This window comes from Algibacter sp. R77976, assembly GCF_044594645.1.
In the GTDB taxonomy this organism is placed as follows: domain Bacteria; phylum Bacteroidota; class Bacteroidia; order Flavobacteriales; family Flavobacteriaceae; genus Algibacter_B.
Genome location: NZ_CP138989.1, coordinates 760673 through 787320, shown reverse-complemented (window position 1 = coordinate 787320; position 26648 = coordinate 760673). Strand labels below are relative to the sequence as shown.

The 26648-nt window shown below is 33.4% G+C and carries 23 protein-coding genes, 1 tRNA gene and 1 pseudogene; 13 read left to right on the top strand and 12 right to left on the bottom strand.

The window, feature by feature from the left end:
* Nucleotides 1–70 precede the first annotated feature (70 nt).
* The 3 genes from SJY43_RS03425 to SJY43_RS03415 all read left to right on the top strand — a co-directional run bounded on the left by SJY43_RS03425 (nucleotide 71) and on the right by SJY43_RS03415 (nucleotide 1967).
* Nucleotides 71–427 (top strand): hypothetical protein, encoded by a 357-nt coding sequence (locus SJY43_RS03425; protein ID WP_396602445.1) that lies wholly within the window; start codon nucleotides 71–73, stop codon nucleotides 425–427.
* A 119-nt stretch (nucleotides 428–546) separates the two neighbouring features.
* Complete coding sequence (gene pheS, locus SJY43_RS03420; RefSeq protein WP_396602444.1) at nucleotides 547–1566, top strand: phenylalanine--tRNA ligase subunit alpha; 1020 nt, start codon at nucleotides 547–549, stop codon at nucleotides 1564–1566.
* A gap of 5 nt (nucleotides 1567–1571) precedes the next feature.
* Nucleotides 1572–1967, top strand: a complete 396-nt coding sequence (locus SJY43_RS03415; protein ID WP_396602443.1) for a hypothetical protein — start codon at nucleotides 1572–1574, stop codon at nucleotides 1965–1967.
* A gap of 229 nt (nucleotides 1968–2196) precedes the next feature.
* On the opposite strand, the gene SJY43_RS03410 is transcribed toward SJY43_RS03415, so the two are convergent.
* Nucleotides 2197–3198, bottom strand: a complete 1002-nt coding sequence (locus tag SJY43_RS03410; protein WP_396602442.1) for an NAD(P)H-dependent glycerol-3-phosphate dehydrogenase — start codon at nucleotides 3196–3198, stop codon at nucleotides 2197–2199.
* A 131-nt stretch (nucleotides 3199–3329) separates the two neighbouring features.
* Between SJY43_RS03410 and SJY43_RS03405 the strand changes: the two genes are divergently transcribed.
* The 3 genes from SJY43_RS03405 to lysM (SJY43_RS03395) all read left to right on the top strand — a co-directional run bounded on the left by SJY43_RS03405 (nucleotide 3330) and on the right by lysM (SJY43_RS03395) (nucleotide 5543).
* Nucleotides 3330–4271 carry a nicotinic acid mononucleotide adenyltransferase gene (locus SJY43_RS03405; RefSeq protein WP_396602441.1) on the top strand — a complete coding sequence of 314 codons (942 nt, stop codon included), beginning with the start codon at nucleotides 3330–3332 and terminating at the stop codon, nucleotides 4269–4271.
* A gap of 142 nt (nucleotides 4272–4413) precedes the next feature.
* Entirely contained in the window at nucleotides 4414–4893 is a 480-nt protein-coding gene (lysM, locus tag SJY43_RS03400; RefSeq protein ID WP_396602440.1) for a peptidoglycan-binding protein LysM, read from the top strand.
* Nucleotides 4894–5045: 152 nt separating this feature from the next.
* Complete coding sequence (gene lysM, locus SJY43_RS03395) at nucleotides 5046–5543, top strand: peptidoglycan-binding protein LysM (protein ID WP_396602439.1); 498 nt, start codon at nucleotides 5046–5048, stop codon at nucleotides 5541–5543.
* A gap of 138 nt (nucleotides 5544–5681) precedes the next feature.
* Here lysM (SJY43_RS03395) and SJY43_RS03390 read toward each other — a convergent pair whose 3' ends face one another.
* The 5 genes from SJY43_RS03390 to SJY43_RS03370 form a co-directional block, all read right to left on the bottom strand.
* A complete protein-coding gene (locus SJY43_RS03390) occupies nucleotides 5682–6581 on the bottom strand; it encodes a sugar phosphate isomerase/epimerase family protein (protein ID WP_396602438.1) in 900 nt (299 codons plus the stop codon).
* Nucleotides 6582–6775: 194 nt separating this feature from the next.
* On the bottom strand, nucleotides 6776–7168 hold the full coding sequence (locus SJY43_RS03385) for a hypothetical protein (protein ID WP_396602437.1): 393 nt from the start codon (nucleotides 7166–7168) through the stop codon (nucleotides 6776–6778).
* A complete protein-coding gene (locus SJY43_RS03380; RefSeq protein WP_396602436.1) occupies nucleotides 7146–7745 on the bottom strand; it encodes an archaeosortase/exosortase family protein in 600 nt (199 codons plus the stop codon). The genes SJY43_RS03385 and SJY43_RS03380 overlap by 23 nt, the downstream gene beginning before the upstream one ends.
* Before the next feature lie 2 nt (nucleotides 7746–7747).
* On the bottom strand, nucleotides 7748–7957 hold the full coding sequence (locus SJY43_RS03375; RefSeq protein ID WP_396602435.1) for a PID-CTERM protein-sorting domain-containing protein: 210 nt from the start codon (nucleotides 7955–7957) through the stop codon (nucleotides 7748–7750).
* 15 nt (nucleotides 7958–7972) lie between these two features.
* Complete coding sequence (locus SJY43_RS03370) at nucleotides 7973–13804, bottom strand: MopE-related protein (RefSeq protein WP_396602434.1); 5832 nt, start codon at nucleotides 13802–13804, stop codon at nucleotides 7973–7975.
* A gap of 303 nt (nucleotides 13805–14107) precedes the next feature.
* Between SJY43_RS03370 and SJY43_RS03365 the strand changes: the two are divergent.
* A pseudogene (locus SJY43_RS03365) lies at nucleotides 14108–14230 on the top strand (peptidoglycan-binding protein LysM); the annotation flags it as partial.
* Between the two features lie 64 nt (nucleotides 14231–14294).
* On the opposite strand, the gene SJY43_RS03360 reads toward SJY43_RS03365, so the two are convergent.
* From SJY43_RS03360 to SJY43_RS03345, 4 genes are read right to left on the bottom strand one after another with little or no spacing between them, the layout of a single operon-like run.
* Nucleotides 14295–15179 (bottom strand): hypothetical protein, encoded by an 885-nt coding sequence (locus tag SJY43_RS03360; RefSeq protein WP_396602433.1) that lies wholly within the window; start codon nucleotides 15177–15179, stop codon nucleotides 14295–14297.
* Nucleotides 15180–15221: 42 nt separating this feature from the next.
* Nucleotides 15222–15800, bottom strand: coding sequence for a nicotinate (nicotinamide) nucleotide adenylyltransferase (gene nadD / locus SJY43_RS03355; protein WP_396602432.1), 579 nt, complete (start codon nucleotides 15798–15800; stop codon nucleotides 15222–15224).
* 11 nt (nucleotides 15801–15811) lie between these two features.
* Nucleotides 15812–16399, bottom strand: a complete 588-nt coding sequence (gene gmk / locus SJY43_RS03350) for a guanylate kinase (protein ID WP_396602431.1) — start codon at nucleotides 16397–16399, stop codon at nucleotides 15812–15814.
* 15 nt (nucleotides 16400–16414) lie between these two features.
* On the bottom strand, nucleotides 16415–17272 hold the full coding sequence (locus SJY43_RS03345; protein WP_396602430.1) for a YicC/YloC family endoribonuclease: 858 nt from the start codon (nucleotides 17270–17272) through the stop codon (nucleotides 16415–16417).
* A 150-nt stretch (nucleotides 17273–17422) separates the two neighbouring features.
* On the opposite strand from SJY43_RS03345, the gene SJY43_RS03340 reads away from it, so the two are divergent.
* Complete coding sequence (locus SJY43_RS03340; RefSeq protein WP_396602429.1) at nucleotides 17423–18535, top strand: formylglycine-generating enzyme family protein; 1113 nt, start codon at nucleotides 17423–17425, stop codon at nucleotides 18533–18535.
* A gap of 43 nt (nucleotides 18536–18578) precedes the next feature.
* Here SJY43_RS03340 and SJY43_RS03335 read toward each other — a convergent pair.
* A tRNA-Leu gene (locus SJY43_RS03335) sits at nucleotides 18579–18658 on the bottom strand.
* 146 nt (nucleotides 18659–18804) lie between these two features.
* Between SJY43_RS03335 and SJY43_RS03330 the strand changes: the two genes are divergently transcribed.
* The 3 genes from SJY43_RS03330 to pth all read left to right on the top strand — a co-directional run bounded on the left by SJY43_RS03330 (nucleotide 18805) and on the right by pth (nucleotide 21172).
* Nucleotides 18805–19746 carry a ribose-phosphate pyrophosphokinase gene (locus tag SJY43_RS03330; protein ID WP_396603386.1) on the top strand — a complete coding sequence of 314 codons (942 nt, stop codon included), beginning with the start codon at nucleotides 18805–18807 and terminating at the stop codon, nucleotides 19744–19746.
* A 77-nt stretch (nucleotides 19747–19823) separates the two neighbouring features.
* A complete protein-coding gene (locus tag SJY43_RS03325; protein ID WP_396602428.1) occupies nucleotides 19824–20459 on the top strand; it encodes a 50S ribosomal protein L25/general stress protein Ctc in 636 nt (211 codons plus the stop codon).
* Nucleotides 20460–20536: 77 nt separating this feature from the next.
* Entirely contained in the window at nucleotides 20537–21172 is a 636-nt protein-coding gene (gene pth, locus SJY43_RS03320; RefSeq protein WP_396602427.1) for an aminoacyl-tRNA hydrolase, read from the top strand.
* A 33-nt stretch (nucleotides 21173–21205) separates the two neighbouring features.
* Here the strand turns inward: pth and SJY43_RS03315 are convergent, their stop codons facing one another.
* A complete protein-coding gene (locus SJY43_RS03315; RefSeq protein WP_396602426.1) occupies nucleotides 21206–24304 on the bottom strand; it encodes a reprolysin-like metallopeptidase in 3099 nt (1032 codons plus the stop codon).
* Between the two features lie 83 nt (nucleotides 24305–24387).
* Between SJY43_RS03315 and SJY43_RS03310 the strand changes: the two genes are divergently transcribed.
* Nucleotides 24388–25326, top strand: coding sequence for a bifunctional riboflavin kinase/FAD synthetase (locus SJY43_RS03310; RefSeq protein ID WP_396602425.1), 939 nt, complete (start codon nucleotides 24388–24390; stop codon nucleotides 25324–25326).
* The gene (locus tag SJY43_RS03305; RefSeq protein ID WP_396602424.1) at nucleotides 25316–26632 is read left to right on the top strand and encodes an HTTM domain-containing protein; all 1317 of its coding nucleotides are present in this window, start codon (nucleotides 25316–25318) and stop codon (nucleotides 26630–26632) included. The genes SJY43_RS03310 and SJY43_RS03305 overlap by 11 nt, the downstream gene beginning before the upstream one ends.
* The last annotated feature ends 16 nt before the right edge of the window (nucleotides 26633–26648 follow it).

Below are 26648 nucleotides of genomic sequence, written 5' to 3'. Positions count from 1 at the left end.
AAGTAATTTAAAACAAATATAAAATAATACTAACACTTAGGTTTATTAACTTTGCCACTTTCAATTTATTATGGCAAGAGACGAACAATTAAAAGAACGATGGGCATTGGTAGTAGAAAAACTATCCAATCAATTTGCAGATGGCGATACACTAGACCTCGATGCTATAATTTACCTTATAGGTGTTCAAGAACTGGGTCAGTTAGACAGGGAGTTCAAGAAAGACCAAAAATTAGACCTCATGCATATTGCTATTTGCAAATTGCTTGTGCCTTATGGCTATTACGACCTGGATTTTGTCGATGAAGAAGGTTGGCCACATTATAAAATATTAGCAGATTTACCACATTTAAAAGCGGGTGAACAAAGTGTTTTAATGAAAGAAGCCATTGTAAACTACTTTTTAGAAACCGAGTATATTAATTAAGTGTGTTTTGTTTTGTCATTCCTGCGAATGCAGGAATCCACAATTAAAGATGATTTCCAATATAACTTCTAGTGAAAATCACCTAAAAACAGTAAATTTGCCATCATTTTAAGGATATAATGATAGATAAGATAAACCAACTCATAGCAGAAGCAGAAGCCTTTAAAGCCCAATCTAAAGAAGAGGTAGAGGCATTTCGTATAAAATATTTAGGTAAAAAAGGATTGTTAAACGATTTTTTTGCCGAGTTTAAAAATGTAGCAAACGATCAGAAAAAAGAATTTGGTCAAACTATAAATAAACTTAAAAAAACAGCCGAAGAAAAGGTTAATGCCTTAAAAAACGAGCTGGAAAGCAAAGAAGAGGTAACAGGTGTTTCTGGCGATTTATCGCGCCCAGGTGAGCCCATTCAAATTGGTGCACGTCATCCTATTTCTATTGTAAAAAATCAAATTATCGATATCTTTTCACGTATTGGTTTTAACGTAAGTGAAGGACCAGAAATAGAAGACGATTGGCATAATTTTACAGCGTTAAACCTACCAGAATATCATCCAGCACGCGATATGCAGGATACATTCTTTGTACAAACCAATCCAGATATATTGTTACGTACGCACACCAGTTCTGTGCAAGTGCGTTACATGGAAAACAACAAACCACCTATCCGTACAATTTCTCCGGGTCGTGTGTATAGAAACGAAGCTATATCGGCACGTTCGCATTGTTTTTTTCATCAAGTAGAAGGTTTGTATATAGATAAAGATGTAAGTTTTGCAGATTTAAAACAAACCCTTCAACACTTCACTACCGAAATGTTTGGGAAAAGTAAAATACGTTTACGCCCATCATACTTTCCGTTTACAGAGCCAAGTGCAGAAATAGATGTGTATTGGGGCTTAGAAACAGAAACCGATTATAAAATAACAAAAGGCACCGGTTGGTTAGAAATTGGTGGCTGTGGTATGGTAGATCCAAACGTACTTGAGAATTGTAAAATTGATGCTAATGAGTATTCTGGTTTTGCATTTGGTGTTGGTGTAGATCGTATTGCTATGTTATTGCATCAAATTGGAGATATTCGTCTGTTAAGTGAAAACGATGTACGTTTCTTAGAGCAGTTTAAGAGCGCTTTGTAGTTTCAATGAAAAAAGATATCCAAATCCCAGAAGTTAAAGACGTTTACATAGCTGTTGTAAACGAGTATAACGATATCTATAAAACACAAGATTGGAACGCCTACATTATAAACGATAAGGATGTTGATTTAGAGATGATTCTTATTGTTACCAGCGGTTATTCAGAAAACAAAACAACTTCGGTGTTTAGAAAAAAACTAGACTTACTTCCTAAAAAAAGTTATGCTAAAATTGAATTAATGCAAGAAGATTTATTTGCATTAAATAATACGTTTAAAGTGTCTTTTTTTGACGGTAATACCATGTTTGATAAAACGTATTTGTTTAGAAAAAACACCATAAATTTAAAGGCTTTACAGCCGCTACCTCTAATGGAAGTTAAAGGTGTTTTGGTCAAGTAACATATTTCTGCGAATGTAGAAATCTCCTAACAAACAAGCTGAAACAAATGTTAAAACTATAGCTTTTGCAGATAAGCGAGTTAGGGATTGAACAATTGTTGGAGCTCCTCGCAGAGAGCGACTTGTGAAAGCGCGACCCTTGTGGTAACTCCCTAAATAAAATTATTGATTTAGATGTATTTTTGAGTTGAGTGTTCTGCTCTTTTGTAGGAGTTAGAAGAGGCTTTTTTTAATCCAACTTATCAGTCAGTTTTTTAAACACTCTTTTAGGGTTCTTGTTTTCATATAAAATCTCGTAAACAGCATTTATAATAGGAATTTGAGACTTTTTCGCGCTTTTTTCATGAAGTAAGTGTGCACTTTTAGTGGCATAATAGCCTTCGGCAATCATACTCATTTCCATTTGAGCAGATTTTACGGTATAGCCTTTACCAATCATGTTACCAAACATACGGTTTCTCGAAAATACCGAGTAGCCTGTTACTAATAAATCACCCAAATACGCCGAGTTATTAATGTTCCGTTTCATTTTATGGCGCTTTTTAATAAAGCGTTTCATTTCGCGAATGGCATTACTCATTAAAACACTTTGAAAGTTGTCGCCATAGCCTAAACCATGTGCTATACCTGCAGCAATGGCGTAAATGTTTTTAAGCATTACGGCATATTCTATACCAATAATATCATCACTAGTTGTGGTTTTTATGTAATCGCTTGATAGGGAATTAGCAATGTCGTTCGCTTTATTGGTATCAGAACAAGAAATTGTTAAGTATGACAAACGCTCTAAAGCTACCTCTTCTGCATGGCAAGGCCCCGCAATAACTGCAATATTATCGAAAGGCACCTTGTAAATTTGATGAAAATGCTCGCCCACTAACAGCCCAGTTTCTGGCATGATACCTTTTACTGCAGATACTATAGTTTTATTTGAAATATCGATGTTTAGTTTTTCCAATTCGCTATGTATGAATGCTGACGGAATAACAAAGATCAAAACATCGGCATACTCGGCAATTTCATTAATATCATTACTAAGTTTTAATTGCTCCAAATGAAACTCTACTGAACTTAAATAGTTTGGGTTATGTTGCTCTTTTAATAAATGCTCCTTGGTATATACGCTTCGCATATACCATCCAATCTCATCTAAATTTTCACAAAGCATTTTTACGATAGCTGTTGCCCAACTACCAGCTCCAAAAACCGCATATTTTAAAGGTTTACCCATAGATTCTTAATCATTTTCTATATCAAAAATACATAAAATATTAGTTATTATAAAGCCAATGAAATATTACCTTTTTCTTTTTTGGCACGCGTTTTGAAACTACATATACAAGAACCCTAAAATGTTATATTATGAAAACGATAAAAATACTTTTAACTTTTGCTTTAACAGCAACTCTTTTTACATCGTGTTATACAGAGGTAGTAGTTGATGACTTTAACGATAATACTAATATTTCTGTAAATCAATTATTACGCTCTTATGAACTTTGGTATGTAGATATTAATAGTACAGTTGGTTATGGAGAAACTCCTTTTTTACAAAAGGCATTTACGGTTTCATTTATAGATGGTGTGGTATATGCAAACAATAATATTGCAGGATTAGGAGCGAATGGTAATGGTTTTGGAATTGATGTTGGCGAGTATGATGCTTATAACATGATTTTAGATGTACAGCATGATATTGATGGTTTTTCAACTTTTGATGTTTATGAAGTGGATTATAATACAATAGAATTGTATAACCCTAATAACGACACGTCGTACTTTTTAGATGGTTACCAACGTAATAATTTTGATTATGATTTTGTATTCTATGATAATATTCATTATTTCTTACAAGAATATGAGGCTTGGGAAAAAACATATACAAGCGAGTTTGGAGCTATAAATGAATTTGACAACGAAAACTATTTACAGTTTTTAGCAGGAGGAAACGATTCAACTTTTAAAAGCTCACAAGATAATATAGGGCTTAATGTAAATAACCTTTATTGGGATTATACAGGTGTTTACGGTGTAGATGATGTAAGAGGTGACGCCTTTCTAAAAACTTTAACATTAGATTATGATTATCTAGGCAATGAGTATTTTGAATTGAGCGTTATAAATGACAGTAAGATAAAATTGTTCCATCCAGCATCTGAAACGGTTTATGAGTTTGAAGGTAGAGGATATATACAATATTTAAAATCTGACGTTAAAACGAAAGGTAAAAAAGTCGAAACAGATAAAAAACGTAAGTTTAGAAAAGATAGAGTAGAAAACCCTCGAGAAAACACAAGGGTTTAATAAAAATTTTGGTTGGTTATTTAGTTAAGAAACCGTTTAAAACATCTTGTTTTAAGCGGTTTCTTTTTTATAAATAGTTTGTGACGTATCTATAAGTTTTGTGTCTAATAAGTATAAACTCTTAACACATAATATACACAAAATGGGAATGTTTTTATTTATGAAAAATGCTGGAAATAAAGTATTTGGAATTGATAAAACATATGTTAAGGATTCTACAGATGCCGCAACTAGAAAATTTGAATTAGAAACTGCTGCCGCCAAAAGAATAGCAGAGCTAATTATAGAATTAAAATTACAAGTTGAAGATTTAAATGTTTTTATTGATACTGATGTAGCAGTAATTTCTGGTTTAGCTTATGATCAAGCTACAAGAGAAAAAGTAGTTTTAGTTGTTGGAAATTCAAATGGTATTGCGACTGTTGAGGATTATATGACGGTAGAAAATGAAGAACCTTTTGCTCAATTTTATACCGTATTACGTGGCGATACTCTAAGGGGAATTGCAAAAGTATATTTTGGAAATGCAAAAAACTATTCCATTATTTTTGATGCAAATAAGCCCATGCTTAATCATCCAAATAAAATATACCCTGGACAAGTATTAAGAATTCCTGCCTAATATTTGAAAACGATTCATTACTTAATAATGGTGTAATTTATGCTTAATGCAATCATTTTTAGACTGTTTGTTTTTATGTTTTAAATTATTATTGTGACTTATTTCTGTGTTTCGTGTCTAAATACTATTAACCCTTAAAAATATATTACAAAATGGGATTATTTTCATTTATTAAAAATGCCGGAGCAAAAGTCTTTGGAATTGGAAAAACTGACGCTGAAGAAGCAAAAGAGGCTGCTGCTGATGCTGCTGCAAAAGAATTAAAATTAGAAGAAGTTGCTGCCAGAAAGCTAGAAGAAACAATTACAGATTTACAACTTCAAGTTGAAGGTTTAAATGTGTTTATTGATGACGATGCTGCAACAATTTCTGGTTTAGCTTACAATCAAGCTACAAGAGAAAAAGTAGTTTTAGTTGTTGGAAACTCAAACGGAATTGCAACTGTTGATGACCAAATGACTGTTGAACATGAAGAGCCAATAGCACAATTTCATACCGTTGCTAGTGGTGATACATTAGGAAAAATTGCAAAAACATATTATGGTAACCCTATGAAATACCCTGTTATTTTTGAAGCCAATAAACCAATGCTTACAGACCCAGATAAAATATATCCTGGTCAAGTACTAAGAATCCCAGCGCTAGATTAGAACATGAGAACCTAATTAATAGCTAATTATGTTATGTTCGAAGCCAACTTGTTTAAGTTGGCTTTTTTGTTTTACAGTTTTTGATTAACAGATTCGATAATAGAGCGAATGGACTTTTTTATTGTTTTATACACTATTTTAAAGAGCAGATTTGAAAGTGCTAAACATATCTTTAATAATCTCTTTTGTGTCGCCCTCTTTAAGACTCTCAAAAGACACATAACCCTGGAAATCAGAAGATTTAATAATCTTAGCAATTCGTTTTAAATCAGCAGGAGTTTTAACACTGTTTTGTGTTTTAACGTGTTCCTTAACAAACCAATAACGAGCATAAGGTGCCAATTTCTCCATTTCTTCATAGGGATTTGAAGAAGGTAAACTTCCACAATCAAGAACGAGACCAAACCAATCTGAATTTACACGATTTATTATGTTGATTATTTCATCACTAGTAAATAAAAATTCATCATGATTTTGTAGACCTACAATTACACCATTTTCTTCACCAAAATTGGTACATGTTTTATAATCTTCTATGAGCCATTCTTTGATCTCATCTCGAGAATGAGTTTCACTTTTGTTTTTTCCGGTAAAAACTCTCATTATTGTAGCACCTAATTTAGAGGAAGCTTCAAGCCAGTTTTTTATAAGGGTTATATCTGAGTTTCGCTTATTTACATCTGGAGTTACAAAGTTATTTCTAACACCAGTCCAAGCAATATCTAAACCCAAATCCAAAGCTTTTCTTTTTAAAGTGAAAAGTTCTTTGTTTGATGGCACATCTGGGTAGGATGAGAAATAGTAACCTGTTATATCGACAGCATCCATACCAATTTCTGCACAGAATTCCATCATGTCAAAAAATGTCATTTTCCCGCTTCGTAACTCAGAATTGAAGGAATACGCGTTGATGCTGTATTGGAGCCTGTTTTTAAAAATGGGAGCTTCTTCTTTTGAAAATGCCATGAGTTTATCAGCGTTTAAAGCAAAAGGTGTTAGAGCTATACTTTTTAATAAGGTTCTTCTTGTTTTGTTCATTAACTATAATGCTTTGTATAAAAGTAAGAATTAATGTTGATCTTTGTTTTTAGTACTAGAAAATTTAGTTATTTATAAAAATTTATCTCATCCAAATCTTGTACCATTTAAAACAATAATTTTTGGTCTTCTGTTTTGACTATGAATAGATTTAAAAACGGAGTTAATAGTTGAATTATTTAATTTAATTAAGATTATTTTTTTAAGCTACGATTAAGAAGTCCCATTGCGACATATAAAACAGGAGAAATCAATATTTCTTGAATGGTTCTTGCAAATCTACTTAACGTTAAGCTTCCACCAATAAACCAATCGAATAAACCTATTAAACTAATAATAATTAGCCCTGAAATATGAACAAGGTGCCAAATAGTAGACATCCACGTGTCTTTTAATTTACCTAGATGAAATGTTCCAACAAAATAAATTATTATTGTGATTAACAAGGTAATAACATGCCTAATTTTCCTTGGGATAAAAGCAATGGCACTATTGTCTACAAAATATAAGGAATACCAAGAGTAGATAACAATAATAAAAATAAGGCCAGCTATAAAGCGAACCTTATCTGATTTGTATAGCTTCATTTTTTAAATGTATTTTGCGTGAAAAGAGCATCCAGATTAAAAATGTAATGGTATACATTGATGCTTTTAATAAGTAAAGGTGAATAAATTCAAAATAGGCGAGAAAATATTCTTGTAAATAAATTAAACCAGCGCATCTTAGAATATTAGTTATGTCGAGTACGATGACACCAATTATAATATAGAGTACTTTACGCCAAAAATTAGAAGGCATACATACAATAAAACCAATATATAATACTATTAATTCTAGTCCGTTACAGCGATCTACGATGTATACGATTGCTTTTTCGTTGTGATATATTTTGGAAGCTTCTTGTGTATTTACCTCCCCATCATAAGTAGAGTTTTTAATTTCTCTTATAGATGTATAACCCGACATTGAAGGCATACTATTTAGTAATTGGACAGAGGCTTCACCAACATGTATGGTTAATGGGTGGTCTATAAGTTTTGAATCGTATAAGAATAGCCCATAAATAATTTTCCAGGTTATAAAAAACAATAAGGCTTTTCCTAGAAAAAGCCTTATTGGTACTGGAATATCATGAATTAAAGCCTTAAGCTTTATTATCATTCTTATTGTTTATTGTTATACAATTTCTTAACACCAAATGCTACTGCACCAATTAATAGCGCTATAAGTCCACCATCTAAAGGAAGTGAATCTATGGTATCTGTACCTCCACCTGGTGGTGTTTGAGCGTTTAAATTTGTTGTACATATGATTGCAAAAACAACAATCATACTAAAAATAGTCTTAAAAAATGTGTTTCTTTTATTTTTCATAATGGTTAGTTTTTATTAATTAATATTTAATTTTTTCATGATTGTTTTACCATGCGAACTCAATTTCACAAAATACATACCTTGATTTAGGATGAAGCTTGTATCGATAGTTGCTTTACTACCTCCAGTTAATCCAGTTTTATTATATATTTTGGCTCCTAGAGCATTGTAAATAGTAACTTCTAAATCATCCATTTCTAACGGGATATTTAAGTAAAATTTACCGATACTTGTTGGATTAGGATATAATAAAATTTTATCCATATCTAAGGTGTCAACTGATAAAGCCGTGGCAGCATAAATTATTTTAAACCTATCTCCCGCTACTGACTCTTCTATGCTAGAATCAACACTATATGCATAGTTAACGGTTCCGTTTTGTGGAATTTCAGTTAAAACGGAAGTATAAGCATCCGATAAATAAGCTGTTTCTCCTTGCATTGCAATACCTTCAGCTACAATCGTATAATTGGTGTTTCTATACGTATTGATTTCTAATTGTATTTCTTCTGCATCTTGAGGAGCGGCTCTGTTTTCAATACTCAATAACGTACCATTGTTATTTGTTGCAAAATTCTCATCTAAGTTAGTGATTTTAGGTGCGTCTAATCCATCTACAGCATTGTTTCCTTCTGTATCAAAAAGAATTAATAAACCATCTGCAGCCGATTCATTGTTAGCCAATGCACTACTTTCATATAATGATAAGGAAAGTTGCCCCACACTTTCATCATTTTTGCTAGAAGTTTTAAAAACCTCTGTCTCCATTTCTGAATTAGCTTTACTTGCTTGTGTGAAACTTAGCGATGAGTCTCCAGCACCTTGAGTATATACCCAACCAGCTTGACCAGCTTGTAAATACTGATTAGCATCAGAATCTGCTGGAACAGACATACCTGAGGATGCAATAATAGTGGTGTAGGCACCTCTGTACCCTAGAGTAGGATCCCAAACCCAATAGAAAGTTGGGGTAATGTTAGTTGCATTAGTAGTTAATACAGCATCCATATCCACTTGTGATTGGAAAGGATTACCTATGGCAATAAATCGTTGTTCAGGAACCGTGATTGCTATTGTGCTTGAACCTTCGTTTTCTGCTGTTAACTCTCCTGTTGCACGTAATGTGGTAACAGAAGGTGTTGCATTATTATTTGTTAAATCCGTATTTCTATCTCCTCTAACCAAAATGTGATACATGGTGTTAGGATCTAAATTAGTAGCATTGGTATTAGCCATTTGTACATAATTATAGGCATCATTATCAAAAACATACATAGATGAGTTACCTGTACTTGTAGCATCAAAACCATTAGCGCCAGATGCAGAACCAGTAATATGGGTAGCCATTTGCCAGTTTTCAGAAATAGGAGTACTAGTTGTAACCGGAGAAGCTAATTGGCGATATGCTCTTTTAGCAGGGATATAACGTTCTACTGTAAAATCACCTGTAAAAGTACCGGTTCCTGAACCAATATAAGCTGACCCCATTGCATCTGATTTAAATGTTATGGTACCATTATTAATTACTGTTCCATGATTAGTAAGCTCAGTATTTGGACTCATTGTTAATGATGCATTGTTTTCAACTATTAAACTTAAACCTTCATCTAATATAAGATTGTCTGTTAATAGAGGATAGTTGTTTACGCCTACATTTGGTATTGTAACATCCTTTTCAGGTATTAAACTTGGTGCATTATTACTTGCCCAGTTACCTGTATTATTCCAATCTGAATCAATTGTACCAGTCCAAACAAATATTGAATAATCAATTGTATCAGGTGTTTCTGGGTTACAATCATCATCAATTCCATTGTCTAATATTTCAATGGCAGAGGAGTTTACTTCAGCATTGTTATCATCACAATCCGTATCTGAGTTTTCACCGTCACCATCGGCATCTTGAGTATCTAAAGTATCAGGGTTACAATCGTTATCGATACCATCGTAAAGAATTTCAGTAGCGGCAGAGTTTACTTCAGCATTGTTATCATCACAATCCGTATCTGAGTTTTCACCGTCACCATCGGCATCTTGAGTATCTAAAGTCTCAGGGTTACAATCGTTATCGATACCATCGTAAAGAATTTCAGTAGCGGCAGAGTTTACTTCCGCATTGTTATCATCACAATCCGTATCTGAGTTTTCTCCGTCACCATCGGCATCTTGAGTATCTAAAGTCTCTGGGTTACAATCATTATCGATACCATCGTAAAGAATTTCAGTAGCAGCCGAGTTTACATCTGGATTGTTATCATCACAATCAGTATCAGCGCTTTCTCCGTCACCATCGGCATCTTCTATTTCTTCAGGCTTAAGTGTAAAGGTCATAAAATCAAAACTAGGACCATTATCCATAATTCTAAACCTAATTAGTAATGGGCCAGCAGGTAAATCAAATTCTCCTAAGTTATCTGTCGTGACATAATTACTTTTTGGTAGACCGCCATCTGGTCCTGAATCATATAGCAATGTTTTGCCAGTTCCATCAGTTTTATGCGAATACACTTTAATATCTTTACTAGTTCCACCATGTTTATAGTTAACTCCCATGTGGTAAGTACCCGCAGTTACTACGTTAATGGTGTATATTGTATACTCATTAGGTAAAACGTCTGTAAGAACATTGCCAGAACCACCAGCTTTAATATCAGCATCACTAGATGTCCTAACCGTTTGTGTACCTGATGTAGAGCCTCCAGCGGTTCTATCGTTATATGTTCCTAAGACTCCAGTAGGAATATTATCTGTGTTATCATTAAAGTTTGCACCATCATCACCAGAAGGTTCTCCTATTAATTCATCATAATTTTCAAGTTCTATTAACACAGGAGTGCCAGGGTTAATTCCAATTTGAGGTGTTACAGCATTATAAGCTATACCATTATATGACGCCAATGTTGTATCTAAGGTATCTGGGTTACAATCATCATCAATACCATTGCCTAATATTTCAGTAGCGGCAGAGTTTACTTCAGCATTATTATCATCACAATCCGTATCTGAGTTTTCACCGTCACCATCGGCATCTTGAGTATCTAAAGTCTCAGGGTTACAATCATTGTCGATACCGTCGTAAAGAATTTCAGTAGCTGCAGAGTTTACTTCCGCATTGTTATCATCACAATCCGTATCTGAGTTTTCACCGTCACCATCGGCATCTTGAGTATCTAAAGTCTCAGGGTTACAATCGTTATCGATACCATCGTAAAGAATTTCAGTAGCGGCAGAGTTTACTTCAGCATCTGTATCATCACAATCACCTTCATTTTCAGTTTGCCCATCACCATCATCGTCGCTATCTGCTGAACTATCTAAAGTCTCCGGGTTACAATCATCATCAATACCATTATCTAATATTTCGGTAGCCGAAGAGTTTATTTCAGCATTATTATCATCACAATCCGTATCTGAGTTTTCACCGTCACCATCGACATCTTGAGTATCTAAAGTATCAGGGTTACAATCGTTATCGATACCATCGTAAAGAATTTCAGTAGCTGCAGAGTTTACTTTAGCATTATTATCATCACAATCCGTATCTGAGTTTTCACCGTCACCATCGGCATCTTGAGTATCTAAAGTCTCTGGGTTACAATCGTTATCGATACCATCGTAAAGAATTTCAGTAGCTGCAGAGTTTACTTCAGCATTATTATCATCACAATCCGTATCTGAGTTTTCACCGTCACCATCGGCATCTTGAGTATCTAAAGTATCAGGGTTACAATCATTATCGATACCGTCGTAAAGAATTTCAGTAGCGGCAGAGTTTACGTCAGCATTGTTATCATCACAATCCGTATCTGAGTTTTCACCATCACCATCGGCATCTTGAGTATCTAAAGTATCAGGGTTACAATCGTTATCGATACCGTCGTAAAGAATTTCAGTAGCTGCAGAGTTTACTTCAGCATTATTGTCATCACAATCCGTATCTGAGTTTTCACCGTCACCATCGACATCTTCGGTATCTAAAGTATCAGGGTTACAATCGTTATCGATACCATCGTAAAGAATTTCAGTAGCTGCAGAGTTTACTTCAGCATCTGTATCATCACAATCACCTTCATTTTCAGTTTGCCCATCACCATCATCGTCGCTATCTGCTGAACTATCTAAAGTCTCCGGGTTACAATCATCATCAATACCATTATCTAATATTTCGGTAGCCGAAGAGTTTATTTCAGCATTGTTATCATCACAATCCGTATCTGAGTTTTCTCCGTCACCATCGGCATCTTGAGTATCTAAAGTCTCAGGGTTACAATCGTTATCGATACCGTCATAAAGGATCTCAGTAGCAGCAGAGTTTACTTCAGCATTGTTATCATCACAATCCGTATCTGAGTTTTCACCGTCACCATCGGCATCTTCGGTATCTAAAGTATCAGGGTTACAATCATTATCGATACCGTCGTAAAGAATTTCAGTAGCGGCAGAGTTTACTTCAGCATTATTATCATCACAATCCGTATCTGAGTTTTCACCGTCACCATCGGCATCTTGAGTATCTAAAGTCTCTGGGTTACAATCGTTATCGATACCGTCATAAAGGATCTCAGTAGCGGCAGAGTTTACTTCAGCATTGTTATCATCACAATCCGTATCTGAGTTTTCACCGTCACCATCGACATCTTCGGTATCTAAAGTATCAGGGTTACAATCGTTATCGATACCATCGTAAAGAATTTCAGTTGCAGAAGAGTTTACATCTGGATTGTTATCATCACAATCTGTATCAGCGCTTTCTCCGTCACCATCGGCATCTTCTATCTCTTCAGGCTTAAGTGTAAAGGTCATAAAATCAAAGCTAGGACCATTATCCATAATTCTAAATCTAATTAGTAACGGGCCAGCAGGTAAATCAAATTCTCCTAAGTTATCTGTCGTGACATAATCACTTTTTGGTAGACCGCCATCTGGTCCTGAATCATATAGCAATGTTTTGCCAGTTCCATCAGTTTTATGCGAATACACTTTAATATCTTTACTAGTTCCACCATGTTTATAGTTAACTCCCATGTGGTAAGTACCTGCAGTTATTACATTAACGGTATATATTGTATACTCATTAGGTAAAACGTCTGTAAGAACATTGCCAGTTGCGCCAGCTTTAATACCAACATCACTAGTCAGTCTAACTGTTTGTGCTGCGTTACCTCCTGCAGTCCTATCGTTATATGTTGCTGCGACTCCAGTAGGAATGTTGTCTGTATTATCACTAAAATTCCCACCGTCTCCAGAAGGGTCTGTGTTTAATGCATCATAATTTTCAAGCTCTATAACTACTGGAGTATCAGGAGTAACTCCAATTTGCGGTGTTACACCATTATAAGCCACACCATTATAAGGTTCTAGCACTACTTGAGACTCAAGCTCCCATTTAGTACTGTCATCTGTTGCGTCAGCAAGAAGTTTAAGGGTACTAGTAATAGTGTCCCAATGTACCAACATGGTCGCATTATCTTTTAAATAAAACTGATAAACATTATCTTCAACATTAACTGCTGTCCAAACTTTATCATTATCAGCCGTAGGAGGTGCTTTTGTGGTATGAACTGTAGTTCTTGCTCCTCCTTGACCTCGCATTACACCTCTGTTATCACTATCAATGTTCCAATATGCATCTCCTGCACCAGCTGCAACAAAATTAAAATTAAAATCTGCGCCTCCGGCACCTAAAGGACCAGACTCGTATACACTAGTGGATACACCTTTTAAATATTCGCCTGTTGCGACATTTTTTAAGTTGTAAATAGTTCCTTCAACAATTTGCGCTTGTACTTGAAGCGTAAGCATAGTTAATAATAAGAAAGCTGTAATTTTAGAAATAATTCTTTTCATCCCTTTTTGGTTTAGTTAATTAGTCCAAATACAAAGAAGTTAAAGTGTAATTATTATTTGTTTAAAAATTCAAAACAATAATTAACTAAATTGATAGGTTTTGGGGTGATTTTTTGAGAATATGGTTAAATATTCTGAAATTTTTAGAGAAACAATAAATTATTTCGTTAAGATGCAGATAAAAATACACCATAAACATTATTTAAAAATCTATCCTGCACAATCATGCGGTATCCTGCACTATCCTGTTTTTTAATAGATTATTTAGTGTTTGATGCGCAAATGTTAAACAATCCTGATACAAAAACATATTATGGTAACGCTATTAAATACTCTGTTATTTTTGAAGCCAATAAACCAATGCTTACAGAGCCAGATAAAATATACCCTGGTCAAGAAGAATTAAGAATTCCAGCGCTAGATTAGAACATAAGAACTTAATTATATTATGTTCGAAGCCAACTTGAAAGAGTTGGCTTTTTTAATGGATTTATTTTAGGTTATAAAATTTGAATATTCTTGACCACTTTTTAGATTCTCCAGGTTTTATAAAAATATCGAAAAATAGCTCTGGACTAATTACGTGTTTACTCCCCCAAATATTTACTTTATTGGTTTTAAAATTTCCAGTTTCACTAATAGTAATTCTACTATTTAGGTTTGTTAGTTCCCATTTCGAGTTAACATTCTTGTTCCCAGAAAGGTTACTGAAAAAGAAAGGTGTGTTTGGTGTACCCTTAAACGTAATTTTCTTTTGCCCAATTTCAACTTTTTGTTCTGGATTTACCGTTTCAATAAAAAGCTTTGGTTTTATTTCAAATGGAAAATTTAATACATAATTACTACTTATTAAATCATTATTTATCGCAATAAAATTATGGACATATTCGCTAGAAGACATGTTTTTAGTGCCCGTATTTTGTAAATGATATGTAATAGTAAAATCATTTTCATGTACTTGAATCTCTTTTTCCAAAATATAGGAATACCCATTTACAGAATCAGATTTACAAGTAATAAAGACGCTATTTGGTTTAGAAGTAATTTTAAAATAAGCAGGTTTAATTTCGTAATTGTTGTTAATCTGATACGTGTTATCTTCTTTTTTTAATAAGCCTATACCAATTTTATGAAACCAACCACCTATGGGTGTTTCATTAAACCCTAAAGCGTTATCAATACCAAATTCGTTATAAAACCCTTTTCCATAATGGTGTTCATTTTTACAAGTTAAGCTTTCAACACTTGATACTTTTATGTTTTTAAATTTTACATCGGTAATTTTTCCAGTCCAATCGAATCTTGAAAAATTATAATGTTCATTAGGAAAGTCTATATGAACCTCAATGTTTTTGTTTTTAAGTATGTGTGGCAAAACTAAAGCTGATTTTAAAAGCGGGCTATTCTTTTACTTTTATTATTTATAAAAATTCATCTCATCCAAATATTCCCAAACGTTTTTAGGTAACATGGGTTCAACATTTTTTCCTGCTTTTATCGCTTTACGAATAAATGTAGAGGAGAGTTGCATTATTGGTGCATCTATATGATGTATTTTTTTATGCCCATTAAATTGAGTATCAACCTTACTATCTGAAATTCTAGGGTACACATATATATTATGGTTTTCAAGAATAACCTCATAATTTTTCCACTTGTGAAAACTCTTCAAATTATCTTCTCCCATAATTAGAGCAAACTCATTATCGGGATATTTTTCTTGTAAATGAGCAAGTGTATTTATGGTGTAATTTGGCTGAGGTAAATTAAACTCTATATCGTTAGCTTTTAGTTTTATATAATCTTTTGTGGCTTGATAAACCATCTCTAAACGTTGGTGGTTATCAAGTAAGCTACTTTTCTTTTTAAAAGGATTATGCGGTGTAACTACAAACCAAATTTGATCTAAATCGCTGTATTCTGCCATGTGGTTTGCAATAACCAAATGCCCAATATGTATGGGGTTAAATGAACCAAAATATAAACCAATCTTCATTTTTTAAAATACTAGGAGTTTACGAAATCATCAACCTTTTTTTCAGCTTCAGCTAGCGCTTTCTCCAAATCATCATTAACAATAATAGTATCAAATAATGGAGCGGTGGCTAATTCTGCTGATGCTTTTGCAACGCGCATATTTATTTTGTCTGCACTTTCTGTTTTACGCTTTTTTAAACGAATTTTTAATTCGTCTATACTTGGTGGTTTTACAAAAATGGCTAGAGTTTCATCTGGGAATTTTCTTTTTATTCTAAGCCCACCGGAAACATCAATATCAAAAATAACGTTTTTGCCTTTTGCCCAAATGCGTTCTACTTCAGTTTTTAAAGTGCCATAAAAATTATCGCGATAAACTTCTTCCCATTCTAAAAATTCATCATTTTTAATTTTGGTTTTGAATTCTTTAGCAGATAAGAAATAATAGTCTTTTCCGTGCTCTTCTTCTCCTCGTTTATCTCTAGAGGCAGCCGATATTGAAAACTCTAAGTTTAGATTTTCTTTACCTAATAAATGCCTTACTATAGTTGTTTTTCCAGAGCCTGATGGCGCTGAAAATACGATGAGTTTGCCTTGTTGTTTAGTCTCTTTTGCCACTATTTTTCTTTTTAATTAAAGGACGTTCAATAACTGTTCCTTAATTTTTTCTAACTCGTCTTTCATTTGTACAACTAATTGTTGCATAGGTGCGTAATTACTTTTAGATCCAATGGTATTAATTTCTCTTCCCATTTCTTGACTAATAAATCCTAGTTTTTTCCCGTTAGAATCTTTAGAGTTTATCGACTCTGTAAAATAATTTAAGTGGTTTTTTAAACGTACTTTTTCTTCGGTTATATCAAACTTTTCAATGTAATATACCAACTCTTGTTCAAATCTATTTTCGTCGTATTTCTCTCTTAATTCATTAACACCTTTAAGTAAACGCTCGCGAACTCCCTCAACACGTTCAGGATCCATAGCTATTATTTGCTCAAGTATGTTTTCAATAGAAACAATACGTTTATTGAAATCTTGCTCAAGTACTTTGCCTTCATCTAACCTATGGCCGTTTAAGTCTTTTATGGCTTTATGAATTTCAGACTCAATAGTTTTCCATTCATTTTCATCAATTTCTTCTCTTACCGTATTAAGGGCATCCGGAAAACGAACAGCCATTTTAAGCAAATCCATATCATTTCCATCAACCACTTGTTTTAATTGTTCAATATATTGTTTAACAACAGGTGTATTTATTTGGGTTGATGTGTCTTCTGCAGTAGCTTCAACATAAATAGAAAAATCTACTTTTCCACGCACCAATTTATCAGCAAGAATTTTTCTTATAGCTAATTCTTTTTCCCTGTAAATAGAGGGCATTCTAGCATTTAAATCTAAATTTTTACTATTTAAAGATTTAAGCTCAATAGTTATTTTTTTTGTTGGTAATTGCAAAACAGATTTACCATAACCTGTCATTGAATATATCATAAATGCGCGTGTTTAAGTTATGCAAAGGTAATTAAAACCTAAAGATAGAAAAGGTAATAACTTATGCTATAAAAAATACTTTAAATTTAATATTTGGGTTATAAAGCAATTAATAAATACATTTACATCAATTAATTTATAATTTTTAAAATGAATAAAATTAAAGGAGTAACTCAAATTATTTTTTGTTGTTTAATTGTTTTTTCTTGTAAAGAAAAGCAGGGTGAAACTGAAGATGTTAAAGAAGAAATACATATTGAAGGAGTTTCTCAGGAATTAAAGGATAAGTTTATATCAAACCCTCCCGAAGGTATGGTTTGGATTCCTGGAGGTTCATTTTTACAGGGTGCGGTACCGCAAGATAAAACAGCCATGAACCATGAGAAACCACAACACCCTGTTTCTGTTGATGGGTTTTTTATGGATATTACAGAGGTTACCAATGCTGAATTTGCAAAGTTTGTAGACGAAACAAATTATGTAACAATTGCAGAACGTGTTATTGACTGGGAAGATATGAAGAAGCAACTCCCAGAAGGCACTCCAAAGCCTCATGATAGTATTTTGCAACCAGGATCGTTGATGTTTAAAAAAACGAAATCTTCATTACCTAATTTATATGATTTTTCACAATGGTGGCGTTGGGCAATTGGCATAAATTGGAGACACCCAAGTGGCCCAGATAGTAATATTGAAGGAAAAGAAAATCATCCTGTTGTACATATTAGTTTTGAAGATGCTCAGGCTTATTGCAAATGGGCAGGAAGACGTTTGCCTACTGAAGCAGAATGGGAATATGCAGCAAGAGGAAAAAGAACAAGTACTATTTATTTTTGGGGTGACGACAAGTCTGAGCTTTCTAAAATGGTTAATAGTTGGGAAGGTGAATTTCCTGTAAATAATACTTTAGAAGATGGTTTTGAAAGAACAGCTTCTGTGAAATCGTATGCGCCAAACGATTTTGGATTATATGATATGGCTGGAAATGTTTGGGAATTTGTGTCCGATTGGTATAGTATCAAATATTATGAAACGCTTAAAGCAAGTAACCAAGACATAATTAATCCTCAAGGTCCAGATAAAGCTTATAATCCCAATCAACCTTATACGCCAGAAAAAGTAATAAAAGGTGGGTCTTTTTTATGTAGTGATTCGTATTGCGCTAGTTATAGAATATCTTCTAGAATGGGGTCAAGTTTAGATTCATCATCAGAACATATTGGTTTTAGAACCGTTGCAAGTCTGGATATGCTAGATAAATAACTGATAACAAAAAAGGCTTTAACAAACATGTTAAAGCCTCTAGTACTCAAGGCGGGAATCGAACCCGCACTCCGAAGAATCGGATTTTGAATCCGACGTGTCTACCAATTCCACCACTTGAGCTTAAATTGAGCAACAAAAATATAGTTTTTTTCGATATTAAGCATAAAAATAGCATCCAATATACTTTTCAGGTTAAAATAATTGTCTAAATTTGCACCTCGTTAAAAATCACATAGTGTTTGCGCACTCTAAAACAACAAGTTACCATGCCAATAGTAATTACAGAAGCCAAAATTTTTGCCTGTACACAAAGTAAAGCTTTAGGAGAAAAAATAGCCAAAGCATATGGTGCAGAGTTAGGTAATGTTATTACATCAACTTATAGCGATGGTGAGTTTCAACCTTCTTATGAAGAATCTATAAGAGGAACCCGAATTTTTATTATTGGTTCGACTAACCCTGGACCAGAAAATTTAATGGAAATGTTGTTAATGATTGATGCTGCAAAACGTGCATCGGCTAGACACATTACTGCTGTATTGCCTTATTTTGGTTGGGCAAGACAAGATAGAAAGGACAAGCCTCGTGTACCAATAGCAGCGAAATTGGTAGCAAAAATGCTAGAAGCAGCTGGAGCAACTCGAATTATCACTATGGATTTGCACGCCGATCAAATTCAAGGCTTTTTTGAAAAACCTGTAGATCATTTATTTGCATCAACAATATTTTTGCCATACTTAAGAAGTTTAAATTTAGATAATTTAACAATTGCATCACCAGATATGGGAGGTTCTAAAAGAGCTTACGCCTATTCTAAAGCACTGCAAAGTGATGTAGTAATTTGTTATAAGCAACGTGCCAAAGCGAACATAATTTCACATATGGAGCTTATTGGTAATGTAGAAGGAAAAAATGTAGTATTAGTTGATGATATGGTTGATACTGCCGGAACCCTATCAAAAGCTGCCGATTTAATGATGGAGCGTGGCGCACTTAGTGTAAGAGCTATTTGTACACATCCAGTTTTATCTGGTAAAGCTTACGATAATTTAAACAATTCAAAACTAGAAGAATTAATAGTAACAGACTCTATTCCTGTTAAACCTTTAAGTGATAAAGTTAAAGTTTTAAGCTGTGCAAACTTGTTTGCTGAGGTTATGGAAAAAGTACATAATAACCAATCTATTAGTTCAAAATTTGTGATGTAATCAGTCCGCTAAATCAATGATTAAAGCGATAAAAAAGAGTATTAATTAAATAATATAAATACAATTAAATAACAATTATGAAATCAATTACAATCAACGGATCTCAAAGAGAAAGCGTAGGCAAAAAAGCAACAAAAGCCTTACGTAATGCTGGTCAGGTTCCTTGCGTATTATACGGAGGAGACAAGCCAGTGCATTTCTCAGCACCAGAATTAGCTTTCTCTAAACTTGTATACACGCCTAATGCGCATACAGTTGTGATTAATTTAGAAAGTGGTGAAGTATTAAATGCAGTACTTCAAGATATTCAATTTCACCCAGTAACAGACAGAATCTTACACATAGATTTCTATCAGTTATTTGATGATAAAGAAATAGCTTTAGACATCCCAGTACAACTTGTTGGAAACTCTAAAGGTGTTAAAAATGGTGGTGTTTTAAGAAAGAACAACAGAAAGCTTCGTGTTAAAGCACTTCCTGCAAACTTACCAGATTTTATAGAAGTAGATATTACTGATCTTAAAATTGGTGATAAAGTAGCAGTTGGTGAACTACCAAGCGAAGGTTACACATTTTTACATACAGATAACATTGTTGTATGTCAAATTAAAACGTCTAGAACAGCAGTTGAAGACGATGAGGAAGAAGAAGAAGGAGCAGAAGCAGCTGAAGGAGCAGAAGCACCAGCAGCAGAAGGAGCAGCTCAAGAATAGATATTATTCTATATTAAATATTAAAAAGCATTCTGATTTATTCAGGATGCTTTTTTATTTTTACAAAAAGAACTTTTATGTGTCGTTTTTTATTCAAGTTATTTAAAAGTGAAAAAAGAGAATTACATATAGAAGAAAAAGATCCTATGAAGAAATTTTTAATAGTTGGTTTAGGAAATATTGGCGAGAAATATGAAAATACACGTCATAACATTGGGTTTAAGATTTTAGATCATTTTGCAAAGCAAGAAGATGTAACTTTTGAAACTCAAAAACTAGGTGATGTAGCTACATATAAATTAAAAGGGCGAACGTTTATTTTTTTAAAACCTAGTACGTATATGAATTTAAGCGGAAAAGCAATTCAGTATTGGTTAACGAAAGAAAAGATTCCTTTAGAAAATATGTTAGTTATAACAGACGATTTAAATTTACCATTTGGAAGTTTACGCATAAAAACCAAAGGAAGTGATGGCGGTCATAATGGCTTAAAAGACACTCAAGACAAATTAAACACTACAAAATACAACCGCTTTAGATTTGGAATAAGTGATGCTTTCACCAAAGGCAGGCAAGTGGATTATGTTTTAGGAGAATGGACAGAAACTGAAAACAAAAACCTTAACGAACGACTAGATAAATCTATTGAAATTATCAAATCTTTTGCATTAGCTGGGATAAATAATACTATGAATACGTTTAATGGAAAATAAAAAAGGAAGGTTATAATTACCTTCCTTTTTTATTTATTCTATTATTATTTTTTTGGTAGACCGTCGCAAACCATCACTAACATTTAAAATGTACATACCAGATTGAATGTTTTTTAAACGTAGTGTTTCCTCAAAATCACCACCATTCTTGTATATGTTTTTGTAAATAATACGACCTCTTAAATCAATTAGTTGGACGTCTATTTTACTAGTTGCTAGTGTGTTTAATTTAATTGTAAACTCACCCTTGTTTGGGTTAGGATACACGACAAAATTTTCAAATCCAAACTCTTTAACCGATAAAGTTGGCATGATATTAAGGGTATAATCTTCAACCTCGCCATCAAAACCATTTTCGCAAGATGTTGGTATTCCGTCATCTTTGTATTTAGTAGAAACACGCATTACTGTTGAACCCAAAATGGCATCAGTTGGAATGGTAATAGAAAGTGGTGAATTACCCGTTGCACCATTTGTTACATTAAAGGCGTCACCTAAATCAAATTCTTCTCCAGCTTCAAATTCACAATTTTGATTCCAATCTATCCATACTATTGTATTCGTTGTAAAGCCTCCGTCTGTATTCACATTAACAGTTAAATTATACGAGCTATCCCTATTTAAATCTGTAGAAACCGCAGTATAATCACTATATCCATCTTCTAAAGGAGGTAAAGGGATATTATCTCCTTTAGCTGTTGCATTATTAATAGTATTAAAATTCACCAAAGTTGTACTTGTATTGTATTCTATATTCGCTATAGAAGTACAAATACTATTGTAGTAAGGGAGATTAAAAACACTACTTTTAGTTTTAGCAGGAGATGTTACAGTTCCCGTTACAGTAATATTGTATTCGTTTTGAGAAACACCATCTAAATTACTAATGGTCATGGTTACATTTCCAGAATCGCTTCTGCTTACAGGAGAAAAAGAAGCTGTTCCGCTACCAGGAATTCCTGTTGCACTAAAAACTGTAGTGTCTGAAAATCCATTTGCTACTACAAAGTCAAAATTATAGACAACGGTTGTTTCACCACAACTTATTGGAGATAAAACTTCTTCAATAATAAAAAAATCTGGGTCGGCCGAAATAGAGAAATCAAAGTCTGAAACATCATAAAAAATATTATCTGCAGCTTCAATTAGTAATCTAGCGCTAGTGGTGTCTGCCATGGCAGGAACCGTATAAGAATATGAGCCATCATTAGGCGTATTTGATGCTATTGTAGTAAAACTTAAACCGCCATCGGTTGATAATTTAATATTTACATTTTGACAGTTTATTGTGGCGTTAGATGTTTGTCCAACAACCCATTCAATATTTTGCGTTGCACCTTGCGCCCAAGAAATAGGATTATTTACTGTAAAGGGGGTTACATCTTCAACAGTTATAAGCATTCTATCATAACTAGTCTGTCCTCCAATTGCAGATGTTGGAGTTCTATCTCTAACAGTAAGTGCCCAATTTAATGTTCTTGCAACGGTAGAAACAGTTTCCCAATCACTTCCTACACTTTGAGTTGTTTGGGTTGTATTACCAGCTAATACACTAGATAGTTTTGGAATGTATCTGTCAGAGTCACTTGATGGAGGTAAAGACCTGTTCATAGAACCAAAGGCTAATGTTGGCCCAAAATTTAGATTTGTGGTTATTCCGCTATCAATTTGTTCCCAGCAATACGTAAGATTATCTCCACTATCCGAATCTGTTGCAGATCCTTTTAAAACATATGCAGTTCCTTGAGGGATTGTGTAATCATTTCCAGCATCAGCTATTGGTGGATTATTTGAAATAGCCTCTGTAGTTTGACACGTTTTTGTATTTAGATTATCTAATATTTGCTTAATACTATGGTAATGAAAATAATCATCACTATTAAGTTCTACATTATTAGCACCTTCAAGTCCTGCATAAGCCATTATTGTTGTTCCGCTGCCAGGTTCAGAGTTAACACCTGTTCCTTCAGAATCAAAAGCCCATGTATGGTTTGCGCCCATTTGATGTCCAATTTCATGTATAACATAATTAATATCAAAAGTATCACCTTCAGGAACACCATTAGATGGCGAAGTATAAGCACTTCCCTTATTTTTATCGGTTGTAAATGCAGTATCATCTTCGCAAACACAACCAATACAACCTGCGTTTCCTCCACCTCCTGTGGCACCAAATAAATGACCAACATCATAAGCTGCATTGCCAATTACAGAGGTTAAGTTGTTTTGAAGTTGTAAACTCCAACCATTAGTATTATTAAGATTATCACTATCTGTTCCTATGTTAGCATTAGAATAAGGGTCTGTAGAGGCATCTGTGTAAATAAGCTCCGTTGCATCTACCAGCTCAAAACGTACAGCCATGTCTGTCTCAAAAACTTGGTTAACTCTTGATAATGTTGCGTTAATAGCTGCTAATGCATCTGCAACAGCATCTCCATTTGCAGCATTGTTGTCATCATGATAATTAGTGTATTCAGCAGTTGTGGAAATAGCTATTCTAAATTTTTGTAAAGTATTAGTATTAGCGCCACCTTCGTCGTTTATTTTTGATGATTTACTCGTTAAACTATTAAATTTTTTGTCAATTTCGTCAATAGTTTTGCATTGAAAACTATTTGATAATTTATTTTCATATTGTTTTTCATACAGCACATATTCATCAGAATTTTTTTGTGTGGGTTGCATAAAGACTGATGGTTTGCCTACAGAAGTTATCATAGTTTGAACACCTTGAGGAGAAACACTCATTCGTAATCTTGTTTTTGGGTCTTCAACGCTAATGCCTACGTAAGATTTTATATTTGGATATTTAGCAGCAAGTTCAGCAGAGAAAACAGGAGCTTCGTAAAGTTTAAAATTTTCTAAACGGCCACTTAAAGCCGGTACGCTAATTATTTTAGTACTTGTTTTTTTTGATAAACTTCTTAAAGGAGCTGCAGACACATTCTTTTTTAACGAAGACATATCAAGCTTAAAGAAGTGTACCTTATCAGTATCGAGTTTAAGATTTGTTAAGTTTTTAGAATCTTTTACGCTATTAATTTTATTCCATGAAGAATTCTGAGCAAAACTTGAAAATACAGACAAAAGCATTGCAATTGTTAAAACATAATGTAGTTTTGTTTTCATAAACAGTATTTTTGGGGCAATTTATTAAGTCAAATATAATAAATCTAATTTTTCCCTGTCAGATTAATAATTTAAGGCATTAAATGAGTAAAGTAAAAAATATAGAAACTTATAAATCTAATGAGCCTACCGTTGTAACCATTGGCACCTTTGACGGTGTTCATATTGGTCATCAAAAAATAATAAAACGTATAATAAACACGGGTAAAATTGAAGGTTTACAATCTGTAATTTTAACCTTTTTTCCGCATCCGCGAATGGTGTTACAGAAAGATTCTAGCATTAAATTAATTAACACCATTAATGAGCGCCATGATATTTTAGACGATTTAGGCTTAGATTACTTACTTATAAAAGAGTTTACCAAAGAGTTTTCAAGACTTTCGGCGGAAGAATTTGTAAAAAACATTTTAGTTGAAAAACTGAATGCAAAAAAAGTAATTATTGGATACGATCATAGATTTGGTAGAAACAGAAATGCTGATATTAATGATTTAAAAGTATTTGGTGAAACTTTTGGTTTTGAAGTAGAGGAAATTTCGGTTCAAGATATTAATGATGTTGCCGTAAGTTCAACAAAAATAAGAACGGCTTTAAATGAAGGTGAGATAGAAAAGGTAAATGCATATTTAGGCTACCATTTTATGTTAACAGGTAAGGTAACAAAAGGTAGAGGTTTAGGTAATAAATTAGGCTTCCCAACTGCTAATATTAAAATTGAAGAAGATTATAAATTAATACCTAAACAAGGATCATATATTGTAAATGCTATGATAAATGATAAGCTTGTTTATGGCATGATGAATATTGGCATGAACCCTACCGTAAATGGCGACAAACAAACTATTGAAGTTCATTTTTTAGATTTTAATGAAGATATTTACGGGAAAACTTTAAAGATAGAGTTACTTCATCGTATTCGTGATGAAGAAAAATTCGAATCGGTTGAGGCGCTTAAACTGCAACTCGCAAAAGACAAAAATACGGCGTTAGCTTACATATCAAATCAAGATGCTAAATAATTGGCTATTTAAACATATAGACAATTCTTCCTTAGTCATTTTTAGAATTATTTTTGGTTTGCTTTGTTTTCTCGAATCTGTTGGAGCTATTTTTACAGGTTGGATAAAACGGACTTTAATCGATCCAGATTTCACTTTTAATTTTATCGGTTTCGAGTTTTTGCAACCCTTACCTGGAAATGGCATGTATTATTACTACGCTATTATGGGTGTTTTTGGGTTGCTAATTATGGTTGGTTATAAATACCGTTTTAGCATGTTTGCTTTTGCTATCATGTGGTCTGCCACCTATTTAATGCAAAAATCATCGTATAATAACCATTATTACTTATTGATGCTTTTAAGTAGTATTATGGTGTTTCTTCCGGCACATAAATACGCTTCTGTAGATGCTAAACTAAACCCAGAAATTAAAAGCTATTCCATGCCGCAATGGTGCCGTTGGGTTATTATCCTTCAGCTATTTATTGTTTACACCTATGCATCAATTGCAAAGCTATATCCAGATTGGTTAGACACTACGGTTATAGAATATATGATGAAGGGCAAAAAAGATTATATACTTGTTGGCGATTTCCTTCAGCAAAAGTGGTTGCATTACATATTAGCTTATGGAGGTATTTTATTTGATGGTTTAATTATTCCGTTATTATTATTTAAACCAACAAGAAAGTATGCTTTTATGGCTTCTATATTCTTTCATTTGTTCAATTCTGTTATATTTCAAATTGGTATTTTTCCATATTTATCTTTAGCGTTTTCTTTATTCTTTTTTCCATCAGAAAAAATTCAAATGCTATTCCTTAAAAACAAACCTTATTATACATTGCATGATGTTGTTATTCCGAAGTTAAGAACACCGTTAATTATAGTTTTTTTAATTTATTTCGTCATTCAAATTGGCTTACCATTAAGGCATCATTTTATAGGCGATAATGTGTTATGGACAGAAGAAGGCCACCGACTTTCATGGCGCATGATGCTGCGTGTAAAAAGCGGGCAAACTTCTTTTTGGGTTAAAGACCATGCTACAGAAAAGCGCACAAAGGTTAATCTAAACAACTACTTAAGTACAAAACAGAAAAGATCTGTAAGAACAAAGCCAGATGTGATGTGGCAATTTGCGCAACGTTTAAAACAAAAGTATAAAGAAGATGGGCAAGATGTTTCAATTTATGTAAAAAGTAAAGTTAGCATTAACGGTAAACCCTATAAAACCTTTATAAATCCAGATATAGATATCGCAAATGTGGAGTGGAATACTTTTAAACATAGTAACTGGATTTTACCATCAAAAGAAGAGTGATTATATATTCAATTCC